A 1,780-nucleotide genomic window follows, 5' to 3' on the forward strand; every position below is an offset into this window, starting at 1 on the left:
ATGGAATATGACTACATCATCATCGGCGCCGGCTCGGCGGGTAACGTGCTCGCCGCGCGCCTGACCGAGGACGCCGACGTCAGCGTGCTGCTGCTGGAAGCCGGCGGCCCGGACTATCGGCTGGACTTCCGCACCCAGATGCCCGCAGCACTGGCGTATCCACTGCAGGGCACCCGCTACAACTGGGCCTACAAGACCGACCCCGAGCCGCACATGAACAACCGCCGCATGGACTGCGGTCGCGGCAAGGGCCTGGGTGGTTCTTCGCTGATCAATGGCATGTGCTACATCCGCGGCAACGCCCTGGACTACGACAACTGGGCCAAGACTCCGGGGCTGGAGGACTGGACCTACCTCGACTGCCTGCCGTACTTCCGCAAGGCCGAGTCGCGTGACATCGGCCCCAACGACTACCACGGCGGCGACGGCCCGGTCAGCGTGACCACACCCAAGGCAGACAACAACGAGCTGTTCCACGCCATGGTGGAAGCGGGCGTGCAGGCGGGCTTCCCGCGTACCGATGACCTCAACGGCTACCAGCAGGAAGGCTTCGGCCCGATGGATCGCACCGTGACGCCCCAGGGCCGGCGCGCCAGCACGGCGCGCGGTTATCTGGATCAGGCCAAGGAGCGGCCGAACCTGACCATCCACACCCATGCCGTCACCGACCGTGTGCTGTTCGAGAGCAAGCGTGCCGTCGGCGTTCGTTACCTGCGCGGCCGCGAGCAGCCACAGGTGGCGCGTGCACGCCGTGAAGTGCTGCTGTGCGGCGGCGCCATCGCCTCGCCGCAAATCCTGCAGCGCTCGGGAGTTGGCCCTGGCGCGTTGCTGAAGAAGCTCGGCGTCACGCTGGTGCAGGAGCTGCCCGGTGTCGGCCAGAACCTGCAGGATCACCTGGAAATGTACCTGCAGTTCGAGTGCCTGAAGCCGGTGTCGCTGTACCCGGCGCTGAAGTGGTGGAACCAGCCGGCCATCGGCGCCGAATGGCTGTTCCTCGGCAGCGGCATCGGTGCCAGCAACCAGTTCGAGGCCGGCGGTTTCATCCGCAGCAGCGACGAGTTCGAATGGCCGAACATCCAGTTCCACTTCCTGCCGGTGGCGGTCAGCTACAACGGCAGCAATGCCCACAACGGGCACAGCTTCCAGGCCCACGTCGGCTCGATGCGTTCACCCAGTCGAGGGCGCATCGAGATTCGCTCCACCGATCCGCGGGTCGATCCGAGCATCCTGTTCAACTACATGGCCCACGAGCAGGACTGGCGCGAGTTCCGCGATGCCATTCGCCTCACCCGCGAGATCATCGCGCAGCCCGCGCTCGATCCCTACCGTGGTCGCGAGCTGAACCCGGGTGTGGAAGCGCAGAGCGATGCCGAGCTGGACGCCTTTGTCCGCGAGCACGCGGAGACGGCCTATCACCCGTCCTGCTCCTGCAAGATGGGCACGGACGATATGGCCGTGGTGGACGGGCAGGGTCGCGTGCATGGGGTGGAAGGGCTGCGCGTGGTGGATGCCTCGATCATGCCGCAGATCATCACCGGCAACCTCAACGCCACCACCATCATGCTGGCCGAGAAGATCGCCGACCGGATTCGCGGTCGCGAGTCGCTGCCGCGCAGCACGGCGAGCTACTACGTGGCCAACGGCGCACCGGTGCGGCAACCTCCGCAGCGTTGACGCGTTCGCCGTCAGGTGGTGGAAAAGGCTTCGCCGTTTTCCACCCTACGCGGCTGGCGCTAATTGGTGTGGAGCGACCGTTGCGCGTAGCCAGAAACGAAAACGC

At 66.1% G+C, this 1,780-nt stretch carries 1 protein-coding gene; it reads left to right on the forward strand.

Annotated features, from left to right (window positions below; translation table 11 throughout):
• The gene (gene betA, locus LO50_RS21805; RefSeq protein ID WP_044316347.1) at window positions 1-1,674 is read left to right on the forward strand and encodes a choline dehydrogenase; all 1,674 of its coding nucleotides are present in this window, start codon (window positions 1-3) and stop codon (window positions 1,672-1,674) included.
• Window positions 1,675-1,780: the final 106 nt, after the last annotated feature.

It is taken from the genome of Stutzerimonas stutzeri, from assembly GCF_000935215.1.
Lineage (GTDB): Bacteria > Pseudomonadota > Gammaproteobacteria > Pseudomonadales > Pseudomonadaceae > Stutzerimonas.